The organism is Novipirellula artificiosorum (assembly GCF_007860135.1).
GTDB classification, from domain to species: domain Bacteria; phylum Planctomycetota; class Planctomycetia; order Pirellulales; family Pirellulaceae; genus Novipirellula_A; species Novipirellula_A artificiosorum.
The window spans coordinates 338,769-355,542 of record NZ_SJPV01000005.1 but is presented as its reverse complement, the minus strand read 5'-3'; the positions used below and the strand labels follow the sequence as shown (position 1 = coordinate 355,542).

The 16,774-nt window shown below is 55.9% G+C and carries 12 protein-coding genes; 3 read left to right on the top strand and 9 right to left on the bottom strand.

The features are described 5' to 3' along the window. Positions 1-53 precede the first annotated feature (53 nt). The 7 genes from Poly41_RS16075 to Poly41_RS16045 all read right to left on the bottom strand — a co-directional run bounded on the left by Poly41_RS16075 (position 54) and on the right by Poly41_RS16045 (position 7,008). Positions 54-299 (bottom strand): hypothetical protein, encoded by a 246-nt coding sequence (locus Poly41_RS16075; RefSeq protein ID WP_146527614.1) that lies wholly within the window; start codon positions 297-299, stop codon positions 54-56. After that, the gene (locus Poly41_RS16070) at positions 296-556 is read right to left on the bottom strand and encodes a hypothetical protein (RefSeq protein ID WP_146527612.1); all 261 of its coding nucleotides are present in this window, start codon (positions 554-556) and stop codon (positions 296-298) included. The genes Poly41_RS16075 and Poly41_RS16070 overlap by 4 nt, the downstream gene beginning before the upstream one ends. An 89-nt stretch (positions 557-645) precedes the next feature. Further along, positions 646-1,749, bottom strand: a complete 1,104-nt coding sequence (locus Poly41_RS16065) for a phage major capsid protein (RefSeq protein ID WP_146527610.1) — start codon at positions 1,747-1,749, stop codon at positions 646-648. A 77-nt stretch (positions 1,750-1,826) separates the two neighbouring features. Further along, positions 1,827-2,822 carry a phage major capsid protein gene (locus Poly41_RS16060; RefSeq protein ID WP_146527608.1) on the bottom strand — a complete coding sequence of 332 codons (996 nt, stop codon included), beginning with the start codon at positions 2,820-2,822 and terminating at the stop codon, positions 1,827-1,829. Positions 2,823-2,918: 96 nt separating this feature from the next. Then, the gene (locus Poly41_RS16055; protein WP_146527606.1) at positions 2,919-3,350 is read right to left on the bottom strand and encodes a hypothetical protein; all 432 of its coding nucleotides are present in this window, start codon (positions 3,348-3,350) and stop codon (positions 2,919-2,921) included. A 398-nt stretch (positions 3,351-3,748) separates the two neighbouring features. Beyond that, the gene (locus Poly41_RS16050) at positions 3,749-6,607 is read right to left on the bottom strand and encodes a DNA primase family protein (protein WP_197231381.1); all 2,859 of its coding nucleotides are present in this window, start codon (positions 6,605-6,607) and stop codon (positions 3,749-3,751) included. 155 nt (positions 6,608-6,762) lie between these two features. Next, a complete protein-coding gene (locus Poly41_RS16045; protein ID WP_146527600.1) occupies positions 6,763-7,008 on the bottom strand; it encodes a DUF1580 domain-containing protein in 246 nt (81 codons plus the stop codon). Between the two features lie 470 nt (positions 7,009-7,478). Between Poly41_RS16045 and Poly41_RS16040 the strand changes: the two genes are divergently transcribed. Continuing rightward, positions 7,479-8,621, top strand: a complete 1,143-nt coding sequence (locus Poly41_RS16040; RefSeq protein WP_146527598.1) for an iron-containing alcohol dehydrogenase — start codon at positions 7,479-7,481, stop codon at positions 8,619-8,621. A gap of 223 nt (positions 8,622-8,844) precedes the next feature. Here the strand turns inward: Poly41_RS16040 and Poly41_RS16035 are convergent, their stop codons facing one another. Both Poly41_RS16035 and Poly41_RS16030 read right to left on the bottom strand, forming a co-directional pair. Beyond that, complete coding sequence (locus Poly41_RS16035) at positions 8,845-10,230, bottom strand: DUF1501 domain-containing protein (protein ID WP_146527918.1); 1,386 nt, start codon at positions 10,228-10,230, stop codon at positions 8,845-8,847. Between the two features lie 59 nt (positions 10,231-10,289). Next, positions 10,290-13,298, bottom strand: coding sequence for a PSD1 and planctomycete cytochrome C domain-containing protein (locus Poly41_RS16030; protein WP_146527596.1), 3,009 nt, complete (start codon positions 13,296-13,298; stop codon positions 10,290-10,292). A 444-nt stretch (positions 13,299-13,742) separates the two neighbouring features. Between Poly41_RS16030 and Poly41_RS16025 the strand changes: the two genes are divergently transcribed. Both Poly41_RS16025 and Poly41_RS16020 read left to right on the top strand, forming a co-directional pair. Then, positions 13,743-14,468, top strand: coding sequence for an OB-fold-containig protein (locus Poly41_RS16025; protein WP_146527594.1), 726 nt, complete (start codon positions 13,743-13,745; stop codon positions 14,466-14,468). 92 nt (positions 14,469-14,560) lie between these two features. Then, entirely contained in the window at positions 14,561-16,540 is a 1,980-nt protein-coding gene (locus Poly41_RS16020; RefSeq protein ID WP_315853737.1) for a flotillin family protein, read from the top strand. Positions 16,541-16,774 lie beyond the last annotated feature (234 nt).

Genomic DNA, 16,774 nt, shown 5'->3' with positions numbered 1-16,774 from the left:
TCTTGCCCTCACGATCGGTAGCGAATCGAACAGCACAGCTTGCAAGAATCGGCTCAATCATTGTTCATACGCTCCACAGTTACGCCACCATCGCCATCGGGATCATAGGACGCTAGGAATATGGACCACGGGTCTTCGCTGTTCAACTCACGCAAGAGAATGAACTTCTTGTAGCCGGTTTCGGATCCCGGCTCAGTCTTGCACGTAGCCAACGCCATCGCACAAGCCTCCAGCGTTTCGCCACGAATCGCGGTTATCGGGCTGCCTGCCAAGATGGTTCGTGTTTCAAAAAAACTCAAGCGAGCACCTCGGATCGAATGATCGGACGCTCGCCTTCGGTCACCGTTTCGGACCAAAGCTTGTGTCTTCGCCAAGGGCCAGCAGCGGATGCCGCGATGTCGAGCACAAAAAGTATCTTGCCGCCAGGACCGCAAACCGCGCTATCGTAACCCGTCGTGGCGAGACGCCACTCGACCGTCAGCGATTCCGACCAATCGTCAGGGCAATCGAGCCGAACGGGTGACGTGCTGATCGTTTTCAAATACCAAGTTTTCATGCGGCTCACTTTGTAAAAAATGCCGGAAGGGGTCCCCACCCCTTCCGGCAAATCGACCACAGCAGATGAATACCGCGGCCGACCTCGGGTTACGAGACTTTTGTCTTGACGATGCTCAGCGGATCGAAGCGAGCAATTCCGAAGTCGGCAAAGCCACGGAAACTCAGTCCGCCTCCGGTGCATCCCATTGATTCAATGATCGGGGCAACAGACGTTTGCGGTGCCAAAACGGCGATTTGAATCGGCGCGAAGTCTTGCTCAATTCGGCACAAATACCAATTCGCGAGATCGCTTTCGCTTTGCCTTAAGTAGGGGCCGCGAGCCGCTGTGAACCGTCCTTGCCACGGGTTGCCGGTCAAGTAGACTTCGTCCTCGGCGGTGCTTCGCATCTCTTTTGATTTGCTGATCGCTTGGGCCGTGATGTGATCACGAGCACCGGTCACGAGGACATGGCTGGGCTCGACATCGATGGGGGTGCCATCGGTGCCGACAGCACGATTGATCAGCGTCAGGTACGCGGTGTCCAAACTTTCAAGGCTGATCGCGTCGCCGTTGATCAGTCCTGTGCCAAGCCACGTTTCGGTAGCGGTCGAGCTCAGCAGCTTCGACACCTCCGATTCAAGCGTGTGTTTTGCCAGCCGGCCCAGCATTTTTGGGACCGCGAGAATTTGATCGAGATCGTCGTTCCGGAGCATCTGAGGGGTGATTGAATACAATTTTCCCCAGGTTTCAACCTGATTCTCGTAGGTGTCGTCGGTGAGACTGCCATGCTCGATCTCGCCGGATGCCGGGACCTGCTTCATCGGTCCATCGATCGACATGCGGCATCGGCTGAATTTCTTAAAATCGGCCGTCGATGTGACTGGGAAAAGATCGGAGATGCCAGGCAATTCTTGGTAAGCACCTAGTGCCGCCTTGTTGGCAAGGTTCGACAGAATGCCTGGAAGGCTGATCGTCGAGTACCCCGGTGCAGACGCTTGCACCAACGGTTGCCGCATTGCTTCTTGGATGTGTGAAGCTTGCACTCGACCTTCAATGCCCAGGCTCGCACGGATCAGATCATGCAGTCCGGTCTTGCGATTGGATTGCTCAAGCGTTTCGGGCGAGAAGGTCGATTCGAGGAAGCTTTTTGGAAACGCTCCGGAGCTGCGGGCAAGCGAGCACTCGAGGACGTCGGCGTTGATATTTAGCATAGTATTTTTTTGAATTGAAGCTACGGTGACTGTAGAGCCGCGACTACGTTGATCGCGGATTGCTTGGAGTCGGTTGATCACGATACGGTCCCCCGCACTACTGCCAGCGGGTCAGCTTGTCCGCATCCGGTTGCGTGGTATACGACCAGCTCGGACCCCAGGACATTGAACCTCGATGGCTCCTCCAAAAAGGTCGGTTCCTCAGAACCGCTGAGCGATGCCAAGACCAATGGGGCCGCGATCTGATCGACTTTGGCTGCCAAATACCACTTGCCCGCGCTGACGCGGTTTGTCACAACAAGGCTCAGGTGTGACCAATTGTTACTCTGGCCGACAAGGGCTCGGGCTGCTGACTCTTGAGCCGGTGCAACGATGAGTGAGGTGGGTTGCCGATCACCAGGGTGACCTCGCAACAGAGCCGATGCTGCCTGGATTCCGGCAGCATCGAGATCAGCCGTTACCGCATTGGTGGCGGTGTAGCTGATCGAATTCTGCAGGGCTGCTGCTACAGTCTCCTCCGTTGTCCGCCTTGCGGCAGCTCCCATCTTTAGAGCGAGATCGACCAGCGAGCCAAGGGTATCGTTCCTGATCATTTGGCGGCTGAGCTGGATCTTGCCAGCGAATTGTTGGAGCTGCAGATCGGCGGCTGACTCGCTCACGTCGATCGAGATCGGCTCACCGCTTGCCGGTAGTTGCTCCAGGACATCGCCCAAATCAAGGCTGACGCCATGCGTTGCCGAAAAATTAGTCAGCGATGCCGGGATTGTGACCGCGGCGCTCAAGAGCTGGTTCGCTACGGCCGAGTAGCCCGCGAACAGAGCAGCGCTCGCCACATCGCTCAGGGCGACAGGGAGAGAAGCCGAGGAGAAGCCTGCTTGGATTGCTTCGGCGTCGCTGCGGAAAGTCTGACCACATGCGATCTCGGCGGCATCCGCCAAAGAGTGTGGTTCGATCTCATTCGGATCGACATCGAAGAATGCCGCGATCCGATCGATTGGGAGCCCAGCAGTGAGGCATAGGCCAGCAGCGAGATCGGCCTGCTCGGCCGAAGTAGGATATAGGTCGATTGACATAGTTTGCCATACGTTAGGAGTGTATAAGTGTACATCACTGTATTGATGATATCGGTCGTTGGCAAATAGTCAAACAGAAATCCATCAGATGGGGTATCAGGCTCGACCCAGGTCAGCCATCCGCCGGTTAAGCCTTGCGATGACATCGGCCGGGAGCCGGAGGATCGGTTGATGCTCGGGGGCCAACACCTCATCGTTCAACAGCGAGGTGTCCGTATCCCACTGCCGCGATTCCGCATCCGTGACCTTGGTCTTCGGCGCCGCTGTGATCTCTCGCCTGCAGTCGCGCGAACAGGTCGCCGGACAGTCGCTCCCCGGGCGGACCGATACGGCTGCTGGAGAGCCAGCGAGCGGTGGCGTATACCGAAACTGGGCAGTGATCGGGATAAACGTCTCACAGCCGAGGCATTGGATCTCGATCTGCCCTGAGCACAACCGTTTGCCGACGCTGGAGTGCTCCAAAATGGCCTGCCGGGGGTCAGCCGTGATTCGATACTTTCGACCCGCAAATTCCACTATTTCTGTCATTTTCTCTCACAATTTGTATGGCAAATAATGCCATGGAAACTAATTACGTCAATTGTTGGCTGTTCGCCGCGGCAGGCGGCATCCCACCTGGGCGGTCCGGAAGGACCCACATGAGGGGGTGGTCCTGGTGGTGCCGGGGGGCTGGCGTGCTGAGCTGGCATGCCTCCTCCGCGTGCGGTGTGGCCAGGGTGGTCAGGGATGTCAGGGTTGTTTCGAGGTTTGTTGCCGCACACACCACACACACATACACACATATACATATATTTATTTCTATATATTCAAAGGAGAAAAGACCCCTGACATCCCTGACCATGCCGCTATTTACGAGTAAAAACAGCCCTTCGATCCCTGACCGCACCCCTGACATACCCCTGACCGCACCCCTGACCGCCAGGGCATCATGACATCCCGAAGAACCAACTCCCTGTTTCGCTTGTTGTTGCCCCGCGTTGCGGGTTGATCCGGATACCCTTGACCGACTGCACTCGGTCACCTTCCACACGCGGCCGGCACTCCAGCAAACTTGGCTCGGTCGAGTACAGATCACGGAAGAACACATTCTCGGCCTTTGCCGTTTGCCCTACGAAAGGGCACCATTCCCGGTAGGCCATATAAATATCAGCCTTCGGCGTGATGGCATCTGGATACAACGTGCATCGGTCATCCAGGAATCGCCGTAACGGGCTAAACATTGATTCGACGGTCTCCCGCTGAGCGCGAGAGGATTCGGGCTCGATGAAGTGTCCACGCTCCCGTAGCCTCGCCAGCCCCACAAGAGCCCAGTTGAAGATGCCGCTGATCTCACCGGCGAGCATCTTCGCTCGCCCAAGGTCCTCCCTGCCTGTAAAGCTATTCCGCATGCTGATGAACAAAAAACGGCCAGCCAATGCGCCGCTATCGTCCCTGAGCGACGGCGCCATATTGCTAAACATTGAGATCTTCAAATTGAGCTTTTGCTCAGCAGCTGCTTTGATGTTCTTCCGGTTGACGTCAACGGGATCGCCTCCGCTGATCGCAAGCAGCCGTTCAACGGCGGCACCACGGTCAAGCTTGAAGCCCGCCCGCGCGTCAGTGATGTGCAGAGCCATCTTGTCCAGTGAGCTCTCAAGCCCAAATTCTCCCCCTAGGGATGACATGGCAGGGGTACTCACATTCCCCTTCCCCATGAGTGCGCTGAGGATGCGTTGGATTACTCCTTTTCCGCTGCGCGTCACGCCAATGATGAACAGAATCTTGTGGAGGTCACATTCCGCGGTGAGATGGTAGCCGAACCATTCCTGTAGTAGCTCGATCGATTCCGTATCATCACCAAACCATTCTCGAAGCGTCTCCTCCCAAAGCGGGCAGCGAGCATCGCAATCATAGTCATAATCGACACCACGGCTGGAGAACAAATTGGTCGAGGGCTTCGCGGTTTGGGTCGAGCCATCCCGCAGGATGTGGAGCATGACGTTGCGGAACGTGATCACGTTCCGCGGGTCTGGGAGTTCATCACCATCAGCGATCCAGGCAGGCATCGTAACACCAGCACCGACGCTAGTGATCGTGGCAAGCGCGTCAACGCAGTTTTTCACGAGCGCTGGCTTAACTTGCTCCGGTGCAGGGATTGGTTTCGGCACATCCTTGCCCGCCGCTATCGCCTTGCGTTCGCGTTCGCGGTTCTTACGCTTTCGCCAGTCCGCTTCAATGATCCACAGCGCGTCGGCTGCCTCCCGGGCTTCGAGCATCAACTCCCCGGTGTCAACCGTGCGGTATGCGACACCATCCCACTTCCAGAACACGCCGAGGTGGTATCGCAGCGTGAGGGCTCTTTGGTTCAACGGAGCGTAGCCATACTTCACGAGCATGTGGCGAGCGATCCGGTTTGCACAATTCCACGATTCGCTATTGATCGCTGCAACCAATCCCTCACCCCGTAGCAGGTGCTTCGGTGCGGGGAACACTGGATCCACACCGAAGATAGCCCGACATACTTCGGGATCGACATCGTACGAGATCGCCAGCGATGCCGGATTCGGGTTCTCTTGGTCCGCCAGATGCTCATTCATCAGTGCACATCTTTCTTTTTGGGTGGTGTCGATGCTTCGTCTAACCCTCATTTGATCCAAGTCCTCCCGTGTGAAACCAGGGTCAAAATCCTTTTTGTCCTCCACAGTGATCACATCGAACACTTCGCTCATATCGATCGGCATCTCTTTGCGGCAGAAGCTTGCCGCTGCCGTCCAATCGCCACTGAACCGTACCGTCACGAACACAGCTACATCGCTATACCACGCGTTTGATTGCCCTGGCCGTTCACCGAACAGCTCCCAGTTCTTCGAGTAAACTGTGATGCCGTTTCGGCCCTGCTCGGGGTGATCGTACTCGACACAGCTTTTCGCTGTGACGCCATCGCCGGGGCGTGTCCATGTTCCATCACCGCGATCCGTGCAACCGATTTCGGCCAGCAGATCGGCAACCGTGATGCCCTCGGCATCGATGTACCGTTCGATCGGGCCGCTGTCCGCATCCGCGCTACGGTGGACCGGCTCGGGCACAACGCCCCAACCGGTCATCGATAATTCATCGAGATCATATAGGCGATCCTGATGGCACTCGTAAAGCGTCACAGCATCGCCGTTGGAGCGTTTCGAGCCGACTGGCCTAACGACGCGCTCGGCGCCGTAGACAGCGTCTAGCTTGGCGTCAGGGTCAATAGCTTTGACGTGCTGTTCGAGTTCGCGTTGCAGGCTGGCAAATCGTCGATTGATCTCCCGTAGCTGTTCGGCATCCCGCACGATGACCGGCACTCTCAGAATCCAATAAAAATGGAACCCGCAACCGTCACGGGTCGAGACGATCATGGTCGGTGGGATCGACATACGGGCTACTGCCTCGAGCATTTGCTCACGAGTCAGATAGCCCGGTTTGCCAGCATCGCCGTCGAGGACTCCAGCGGTCACGACGGTCAATTCGTCGGACTGTCCGGCCATCCATAGGCTATTGCCGTTGCGCTCGGAGCGAGCCAGCATTTTGTCGGCATCGTACAAGGACGTTTTGATAAACAGCTCCCCGGATCCCGTGAACGCTTCGATAAATTCGGCAGCAGCGCCGATGTCGTTGGTCACGCTGCCCGGGTGAACGCGGACAGGGCCTCCGTCGACCTGCTCGGCGATGACGATGCGATCATTGCCTCTGAATTCATGCCGACCAAACAGCGCCTGTAGATAGCGGAGTGTTTGGCTTTGATCTTTTGCAAAATTAGTTGACTGACACATTGCTTTTGTTATCATTTGATTAGTGATCCTGAGAGGTGATGGCGGTGTGACTCGCCGGGAGATTTCGGGGTTAAGCCCGCGTAGGGCGCGACATGTTTAAATCGATGACAACAGCCAGCTGACTGATCAGCTGGCTGTTGTCGTTTGGGGTCAACTCACCGCAAGTCTGCGGATCGAGCGTCAATGAATCGCGTGACCGCTTGGACGGATGTGTAGAGAATGCGACCTAGTCTGATCGCCTCGAGTTTGGTGCCGTCGACACCACGAATCACCCAACGATTGAGCGATTTGCGGTCAGGTCGAGAACCCTCGGGAAAGAGGAGGGTTGCTTGGGCGAGCGTCACAATGTCCTCAGACATCAAACGCTGAGTGGTGGCCGTGATTTCCTTAGCTGCAGGCATGATAGGGACCTCTGATAGGTCACCAGCCACGCGAGAGCTACAGGAATGCTGGTGACCATAGATGGAGTCATCGCTGTCGCGTGACTCGGGTCCCGCGGGTCGAAGCAGCGTGTCGGCCCGCTATCGCTTCGCACCCCCAATCCGATGCCTGAGAGGTCCTGAGTGCCTGTATAGTACGGGTTCCCGGGCAGGTGTCAACCAATAATCCTGGTAGCATAAAGGGAAAGTCCCGCTTTATGTTGCCACTGCCCACGATAGAATCAGCTGCCCATCTGATGTGCGGAGTTGAACAGTCTGGTAAGGCGGACAATCCGAACAAGTACCGCAAAAAACGACGAACCTCGATCGTCCGGTAGCCTGGGCTTTCCCATGCAGTACACTACGCGGGAGCTCAGGCTTTCGCCCCGCAAACGTAACGGTCAGGTCCAACCATTCCACGAGTCCACTCACCTCCCTCCCCCGATTCCTCGATGCAGCCTTTTGATATTTCGAATCGAACAAGAGTGATTTTCGGCGAAGGCACGCTATCGCGACTCGGAGAACTTGCCGCTGAATTTCGACCTCGCTGCGTTTTGTTGGTCAGTGATCCGGGATTGATCGAAGCGGGGCACTTTGATGCTGCGGTCAAATCATTGACTCGCAGCGGATTGCATGTCGAATCGTTTCACGACTTTGCTGAGAACCCAACCTCCGATATGGTCGATGCCGGCGTTCGTCGTGCCGCGGAAGTTAAACCCGACTTGCTCGTCGGACTCGGTGGCGGTAGCAGTATGGATTGCTGCAAAGGCATCAACTTCGTCTACTCCTGCGGCGGGACGATTCACGATTATCAAGGTGTCGGGAAGGCAACCACCGATTTGTTGCCGATGATCGCAGTGCCGACCACGACCGGTACGGGAAGCGAAGCACAATCGTTTGCCTTAATCAGCGACGCAACCACTCATGTCAAAATGCCTTGCGGTGATCCGCGTGCGGCGTGTCGAATTGCGATTTTGGATCCCATCCTGACCGCGACGCAGCCCCAGCGGGTCGCAGCACTCACCGGCGTGGACGCAATTTCGCATGCGGTGGAAACCTACGTGACCCGTCGCCGCAATCCGATGTCCATCACCTATGCACGCCGCGCGTTTGGCTTGCTGGCACAGGGATTCCTTCGCTCGCTGAAGAATTCAAATGATTTCGAAGCTCGTAGTCAAATGCAACTTGGAGCTCATTTTGCCGGCATGGCGATCGAAACGTCGATGCTCGGAGCGGCTCATGCGACCGCTAACCCGTTGACGGCTCGATACGACATTGTCCATGGTCAAGCGGTTGGCATGATGCTGCCCGCGGTGATTCGCATGAATGGATCCCTACATGCGGAGTGGTACGCTGAACTGCTCGGCGAGGTTGAGCGGAGTTCAGCCCCTCACGATGCACCCGAGCGGCTCGCCCAGATGATGACTCAGTGGCTGCAAGACGCCGGCCTTGCCTGCTCACTTTCAGAACTCTCGATTCCCGAATCTGCGATCGATGCACTTGTCGAGGAAGCGCTCCAGCAGTGGACCGGAACATTCAATCCGATACCACTCGACCGAGAAAACGTCCGGCGGCTCTACGAAATGGTTGCCTAACCCGGATGATTCGCTGGAGTGGTAGGCTTTAGCCGATTGCGTGCTGGATCCTTGCGGAATCGGCTAGAGCATTTTTACGAAGGACGTAGGTTCTCGCGCACAAGGCAACGGGGGTGCCAGGAAGTGGTTACCAGGAAGATTTCCGACTCGACCTCTTGATCTTCCTGCCCAACGGGCGACGTTACAAGACTTCCGCAACAACCGAACGGTTGAACTCCAACGTCTATCCGATGATGCCGTCGATGACGTGCCCTTTGACATCGGTCAACCGCATGTCGCGGCCCCCGAAGCGGAAGGTCGAACGGGTGTGGTCCACGCCAAGGAGATGCAGGATCGTGGCGTGCAAGTCATGCACTTCGACTCGGTTTTCGATCGCTTTGTAGCCCCACTCGTCGGTCGCGCCGTAGATCGTGCCCGCTTTGACTCCGCCGCCTGCCAACCAAACCGTGAAACCAAAGGGGTTGTGGTCGCGGCCGTCTTTGCCTTGAGCAAACGGCGTACGACCAAACTCGCCCGCCCAAACCACCAAGGTGTCATCGAGTAGTCCACGTTGGCGAAGATCTTTCAGCAGGCCCGCAATCGGTTGGTCGACGGCACGGGCATTGTTTTCGTGGCCTTCCTTCAATTGACTATGTTGGTCCCATCGGTCGCCACCCACGGCAGGACAAGTCAACTCAATGAACCGGACGCCTCGTTCGACTAACCGGCGAGCCAAAATGCATTCCGCCGCGTAGATCCGTGTCGGCTCGTACTCGGCATCCATCCCATACATCGCCCGGATCGACGCCGGCTCTTCGTCGAGTGACATCAATTCGGGAACCGCCATTTGCATCTCATAAGCAAGCTCATAGTTGCGGATAGCGGACTCCAGTGAATCAGGTCTTCCGAAAGCGTCCAACGCCAAGTTGTCGAGTTGTTTCACCAGATTCAATTTGCTTGTCTGAATCTCGGCCGTCGCTTCACTTGGATGGATATTGGCGACTGCCGTTCCGGAGGGTTTGAAAACCGAACCTTGGTAGCTCGCCGGCAGGAATCCGCTTCCGAAGCAATCGAGTCCACCCGGCGGGATCAGGCCTCCATTGATCGCGACAAACCCCGGCAAGTTTTCACATTCGCTGCCGAGTCCATAATTGATCCATGCTCCCATACTGGGGCGTCCTTGCAGTCCGCTGCCGGTATGCAGGAAATAGTTGGCAAAGGTGTGTTCGGGAAATTCAGAAACCATCGATCGGACGACGGCCAGTTCATCGGCACATGTCGCGACATGCGGAAACAAATCGCTGATCGGGATCCCTGATTCACCGTAGGGTTTGAACTTCCAGGGACTTGCTAAGACCGTACCGTTGTTGTTGAACTGAGTTGGTTCGACTTGAAACAGCTTCGCCGGATCTTTTCCATTGAATTTGTCGAGTAGCGGTTTCGGGTCGAAGGTGTCGATTTGCGAAGGGCCACCATCCATGTACAAGAAAATGACCCTCTTTGCTTTCGCATTGTGATGCAGTCCATGCAAGGCGTTGCTGCGGGCTGATGCCTCCAGTCCGTACGCAGGGTCCTTTGCCAAGGCGGCCAAGGCGACGGCACCAAAACCGCTGGCACAGCGCGAAAGCATCATGCGTCGCGAAAGCGGTGCGGGTCGAACGCTCTGGCACGGATAGGGATTCATGGCACTCATTTCAAGAAGATAAACTCTTTGCTGTTAACGAGCGCATGCGCCAACTCGGACCACAAGCCGGGGGCGTTGATCTCCAGACCCCGCGACATCGACTGCGCAGTAAGAAAACCCATCGTGATTTCGATTTCTTGTGGCGTCGGGTTTCTCGCGAATGCGGTTTGGTACATCCATCGGATTCGTGCTTCGAGGGGCTCGCTTGCTGGGACGGAAACCAAGGCTCGCTGAGCCCATTTTTCCGCTTGCTCCTTGACAAAAGGATCGTTCATCAGAATCAAGGCTTGCGCTGGAACGTTCGAGACGTTTCGTCGCCCCATGTTACTGAAGGGAACCGGCATGTCGAACGCCAACTGAAAGGGAGACAAGAAATTCCTTCGGATGGCCGTGTAGATCGAACGTCGTCCGTCCCCGTCGACGGGACCACTTTTGGAGGGACGACCGCGACCCTCCATGAATGCGGTCAAATGGATTGGAATCGATTCGCCAAATTGGCTGCGATCCAGGGTCCCAGCAACGGCGAGCAGGGAATCGCGAATCGCTTCGCTTTCTAATCGTTTGGGTGGACGATGATGCCAAAGCTGGTTATTCGGGTCGGCCTCGATCGCCATTGGATCGGCATGACTTGACATCTGGTAGGTCCGCGACAGTACGATCTGACGAATCATCCGTTTGATGCTTTGGCCTTGGGCGCGAAAGCTGGCTGCCAAATGATCGAGTAGTTCCGGGTGAGTCGGACGCTCTCCGAGTACGCCAAAGTCATCGGTTGTGGGAACGATGCCACGCCCCATCAAATGATGCCAGATACGATTGACGATCACTCGCGATGTCAGCGGGTTTTCGGGATCATTGATTTGATGGGCCAGGTCCAATCGCCCGCTGCCGAGGGTGATCGGTTCAGGTGAATCTCCAACCAAGGCGGTTAGGAATCGTCGTGGCACCAAGTCGCCTGGATTCTTTGAGCTGCCGCGGATCAAAAGATGATCATCCTCGCCTGTCCCATCCACCATCGCCATCGCAAGGTGGGATTCAAGTTGCACCTGCGTTTTCAATTCAGCTCGTTTGTTAGCCCATTCCTCCGTCCATGCTTGAACCTGCGATGCTGCCTCCGAGGGTTGCTGCAAAAAAACATGCAGCGAAGCCTCGTGCTCGCACACGAGCTTCTCAATCGCCTGTTCACGCTCTTCGATTTGCTTCAGTATTTCAGGGGTCGCGTTTTGAACAATGCAAGAGACCTCCAGCGATGCATTCTCCGCAGGCGTAAACTCCAGATGCAACCGATGCCCGACGTAGCGACTCAGATCGATTCGCAGCCAAGATTCGTTTTCCTCAATGGTTTGAACGGTTTCACCATGCAGCGGCCCGGCAATCAAACGGTGCGAATCGACACAAGCCACGACGTGGCCACGACCACGCACTCGAGCTGCAACCTTTCCGTTGTCGAGCGTGAAGGTGGGTGTCCGCAAGGTTCGCCCACTTCGCGGCAACTTGCTCAACCTGCCTCGGTTATGGGTAGCCGTTCCGCTGATCGATTTTAGTCCATTCCAAAAAGGGTCGCTGCTCGCGGCGCTACGTTTGGAAAGCCTCAATGTCGGCGTTGCGCCGCTCGTGTCCAAGTCGATCTGTGCGGCATGTCTTGGGCGATCACCGAACAGAAACCCGTCTTGGATGAAATCGTGGGGTCCAAGGTCGGAATAGTCGACCAGGACTGCATCGCGAGGCATTGCGGGGATTTCCGATTCGTCGGTGGTGACACACCCTTCCGTCCCCAGCGAAGCCAATCGTTGACGCATTTCTGCGTCAAGTTTGTGTAGCGCATCGGCAACCTTGCGATTGTGTTCAAGGGATTCGAAGCGAACCTGCCGGTAGTCGCTGCTTTGTAGAAACCCCGACAACGCGTAATAGTCGGCGGTCGAGATCGCATCGAATTTGTGGTCATGACACCTTGCGCAGGCGACCGTGATCCCAAGAAACGTTTTGGACATCACGTCGATCATGTTGTCGAAGCGATCGGTTTCGTCTTTTCGTGTGTCGACGGGCGAGTGAACCCATTCGCCGAGGAACCAAAAGCCGGTGCCAAGAATCGATTCGTTGTAACCCTTGATCGGATTCAACCGGGGCGAATCGAGCAAGTCACCTGCAATGTGTTCTCGCACCCATTGGTCGTAAGGCACATCCGCGTTGAAGGCCCGGATGACGTAGTCACGATATTGGTAAGCGTTTCGCGCATCGTCGTCGAACTCATGGCCGCGTGATTCCGCGTAGCGAACCAAGTCCAACCAATGCCGTCCCCACCTTTCACCAAAATGAGGCGACTGGAGCAATCGATCGACCAGAGATTCGATTGCGTCGGGGTGATCGTCGGCGAGGAAGGCTGCAAGTTCAGCGGGATCGGGGGGCAATCCGATCAAATCGAAATACAACCGGCGAGCCAGCACGTTACGATCGACATCTCGCGACGGATGCAAGCCAGCTCGTTCCAAGCTGGAGAGAATAAAGCGATCCAGATCGCTTCGTGGCCAGGAGTTCTCTGTGACGGAAGGAACGACTTGTGGCGATATCGGATCCCACACCCAATGGTCGGATTGTCGCTGGTTCAAGTCAAATGCAGGTCGTGTCACCTGTTCGGCAGGCGATTCTTCCTGGGGCCAGGGAGCACCCCTCTCGATCCATTGCTCGAACGCCTCAATTTCAGCCGCTGTCAGTTTTCCTTTCGGAGGCATTTCGTAAGATTCGTATCGAACCGCTTCGATCAGCAAACTTCCGTCCGCATCACCGGGAACGATTGCGGCACCGGAATCTCCGCCTTGCACCAGGCCTTGGCGACTGTCCAGCAGCAGCCCCGCCTGCAATCGATCGCTTGTCGAGCTGTGACACTCATAGCAATGGACGGCTAGCAGCGGGCGGACCTTTGCCTCGAAGAATTCGCGTTCCGTGGCATCGGGGTGTCCGGCCAATGTTGTTACGACGGCAAACCATCCAAGGCAGTAAAAAGCAACGAGTCGGATCATAAAGGGAGGTGGGCGACGAGAGGACGAGTGCCGATGAGGGAATTCTTCTAGCCTAAACGATTTCGGCACCAAACGGGACCTTTTTCGACGCATTTTTCAGCCTCGTGCTTTGGTCCAATTTCCGTTTCGGCTGGAGTGCCCCGAGGGTGACTCCCAAACGTCGCTGGATGCAAGCTTTCGGCAGGAGGTCGCACTTTCGCTTGTGTTCGGGCAGCTTTTGGCTTTTGGGGCGATCACCCGGCGCCCGAGGCCCGAGGCGGCTGCGAAACCGAACGTCAACGCGTCGACCTAGTCACTTTGTAACGAAAAAAACGAACATTTTCCATTTTTGTCGCTGGGATTCGCGCCTGAAATTGGTGATGGCAACGCCTTGGTACTAAGCTGTAGTACCTGCCACTCGGTGGTGGGGCAGTTTGCATCCCCCTTTTTTCAAGGCCGATTTCCGTGGCTGGTTCGCTTGTCGATCTTGCAGTGAGCATGTTCGTCGGTCCGGTTTGGCCTGCGTCGCTTCTCGTCTGCCTGCTGATCGTCTATACCCTTTTCGCCATGCTTGGGCTGATTGACTTTGGCTTTGACGTTCCTGAGATGGATCTCGATCCGGGCATCGACGTCGATTTGGATCTGGACGTTGATCTGGATGGGCCCGTTCTCGATGTACCGGACCTCGATGGGGCTCCGGTCGAGTGGGATTTTTGGCAAGGCATCGGAGCTGCCTCGGTTCGCTGGACGAACTTTGGACGGATTCCCGTGATCATGTGGGGAGGCGTTTTCGCCGTTGCCTACTGGGCCGTTTCGTTTTTACTTTGGCATGGATTTGACTCGAGTCGCTACTCGCCGACACTGTTGCCAAGCGTGCTCTTGGCGATACGCAATGTCGTGATTGGCGTCGGGGTCACAAAAATGGTGACCCAGCCACTGGTTGGATACTTCGTCAAAGGCCCCGCCTATGACAGGCGTCACTTGATCGGCGCCACCTGTGAGGTAACGACCACCGAGGCAACGCCCGAATTCGGGCAAGCCAAGTTTCGCACGCAAGCAGCTCCGCTGCTTTTGAACATTCGCACCGATGGACCTACGATCCCGAAAGGGACCGAAGTTCAGATTATCAGCTTTGACCCCAAAAGACGCACCTACCGCGTTACGCTTCAACCTTCGGAGAATCAATCGTGAACTCGCTCGTTCTTCTGTCCGCAATTCAATGGGGGTCATTTTGGGCCGTCATCGGGGTGATCGCATTGGTCGCCTTCATCTCCGTGCTGATCATGTTCAAGAAGTGCTACATCGTTGTCGGACCGGACAAGGCGATTGTCAAATCGGGACTCGGTGGGTTGGATGTGTCGACGGCGGAAGGCACATTCGTGATTCCCTTGTTCCATCGTTATGAGTTCATGGACTTGACGCTGAAGAGCTTCGAGATCGCGCGTGAAGGTAGCGCAGGATTGATTTGCAAGGACAACATCCGTGCCGACATCAAAGTTGCCTTCTTCATTCGCGTTGATAGCACGCGGGAAGAGATGAAGGAGGTTGCACAATCGATTGGTGCCAAACGCTGTAGTGAACTGGAAACACTTCGCGAGTTGTTTGACGCCAAGTTTAGCGAGGCGCTCAAAACCGTTGGCAAGCAATTTGACTTTGTCGACTTGTACGACCAACGGGATAAGTTCAAAGACGAAATTTTGAAAGTGATCGGTACCGACTTGAACGGTTACCGACTTGACGACGCGGCGATCGACTATCTGGAACAAACTCCGCTTGAAAAACTCAGCCCCAACAACATTCTCGATGCCGAAGGGATCAAGAAGATCACGGAATTGACGGCGGGCGAGAAGGTCAAAGAGAACCAATTTACGCGTGACAAGGAAAAGACGCTTAAGAAACAAGATGTCGAAGCGGAAGAAACCATCCTTGAACTCGAGCGCCAACGTGTTGAAGCGGTCGAAAAGCAGCAACGGGAAATCACTGAGATTTCTGCCCGCGAGCGAGCGTCGGCTGCGAAGGTTCAAGAAGAGCAGCGACTTGAGTCAGAGCGAGCCCGAATCGCAACCGAAGAAGAGCTCGGAGTCGCGGAAGAAAACAAGCTACGTCAGATCTTGGTCGCCCAGCGAAACAAGGAAAAGACCGATGCCGTGGAAGTCGAACGTGTGAACCGCGACCGTGACTTGGAAATGACCGAACGATTGCGAGTCGTTGGAGTTGCGGACGTCGAAAAAGAAAAGGCAATCGAAACGGAAAAGCGAAACATTCAAGAGGTCATTCGCGAACGTGTCGCGGTCGAGCGAGCCGTGGTTGAAGAACAAGAACGGATCAAGGATACCGAAGAGCATGCAGCAGCAGATCGACTCAAACGCGTGCAGGTAACCGCCGCAGAGATGAAAGCTCAAGAAGAGCTGATTCGTGTCACCAAGCAGGCCCAAGCGGAAAAGGAGGCAAGCGAAATGCATGCCGAAAAGATCCGCATCGAAGCCGAAGCCAAGCGAGACGCCGCAGAGAAAGAAACCGCCGCAGCCAAGATGCTCGCCGAAGCCGCAACCGCTACGGCAGCCGCAACGGGCTTGGCCGAAGCAACGGTACTCGAAAAGAAAGCCCTTGCCGAAGCCAAGGGGATCGAAGCGAAGGCGGCCGCGATCGAAAAACAAGGTTTGGCGGAAGCAAATGTCGAACTGGAGAAGTACCATAGTGAAGCGACCGGCATCACCGAGAAGGCGGATGCGATGAAGAAATTGGACAGCGTTGGAAAGGAACACGAAGAGTTCAAGCTGAGGCTGGACAAGGAAAAGTCAGTCGAAATCGCTGCCATCGATGCACAGCGAGGGATCGCCGAAAGTCAAGCTGGCGTCGTGGGCGAGGCCTTGAAGGCGGCTCGGATCGATATCGTCGGTGGCGACGGCGAGTTCTTCGATCAGATCACATCCGCTGTCAAAGGTGGCAAGGCGATCGACCGATTCGTATACAACAGCCGCGTAGCAACCGACATCAAGGACACATTCTTCGATGGAAACGCAGACTACTTTCGTGGTCAATTGAGCGAGATGATTGCCCAGTTCCAATTGGACTCCGACAGCGTCAAGGATTTATCCATCGCAGCCCTAATTGCCAAGATGATGGGGATGGCCAAGACCGAAGAGTTGCGTAGCCAGCTCACCAGTTTGTTGGGAGTGGCCGGAACGGCGAGCATTGCCGATCAGAAAGCCGGAAAGCTATTGGCCGCAAACGTGGTGGAGGGGAACCGCAAGAAGAAGTGAACGAGTTAGTCTTCTTGGGAAAACCCCGTCGATTTTCCTCTCTCAGTTCAATGGGCTGGGAGATCACAACACGCCAGACACGAGAGGGCCAACGAGACAGTGAGTTTTTGAATATTCGGGTAGCGGAACTCGCCCTCTCAATGGCACGGCCATTTGCCAGAACGACCGATCATGAGACAAACTGCCGGGCCGGTGGCCCTTGAAATGACCTGTTCGCCTCGGCCCCCAGTCCGT